The 497-nt window shown below is 52.5% G+C and carries 1 protein-coding gene; it reads right to left on the reverse strand.

Features of this window, described 5'->3' with window-relative positions; translation table 11 throughout:
• The coding region (locus BTV99_RS12655) for a Calx-beta domain-containing protein (protein ID WP_218607596.1) at positions 1 to 497 on the reverse strand (497 nt) is incomplete at both ends.

Genomic DNA, 497 nt, shown 5'->3' on the forward strand with positions numbered 1-497 from the left:
ACCGTAGGATCGTTAGGATCAACTGGCGTGCTGCCATCAGTGGTGCCATCATCATAGATGGTGGTGTTGACGCTGTCATCAGGGCCAATGGTTGCCGTACCTGAAGTGATATCAGTAACGGTAACGGTAAAGTCCTCGGGGCCTTCAAATAGGTTGTCATCCACAATCGGTACGCTGATGTCAACGGAGGTTTGACCCGCTGGAATGGTGACTTCTTGGGTGATAGGCGCAATATAGTCGGCATCACTACCTGTGCCGCCAGTCGCACTGCCGCCACCGATGGTGACTTCAATCACCGTATCTTCCGTACTTGGATTGCTGATGCTTACGGTATAAGTCGCTTCATTGGCACTGCCATCAACAGCGGTTTCATTCAAGCTGGTCGTGCCTGTGATGCTCACCACTGGGGTGTCATCTCCTACCGTAGGATCGTTAGGATCAACTGGCGTGCTGCCATCAGTGGTGCCATCATCATAGATGGTGGTGTTGACGCTGTC

Source organism: Psychrobacter sp. Rd 27.2, assembly GCF_001921755.1.
GTDB classification, from domain to species: domain Bacteria; phylum Pseudomonadota; class Gammaproteobacteria; order Pseudomonadales; family Moraxellaceae; genus Psychrobacter; species Psychrobacter celer.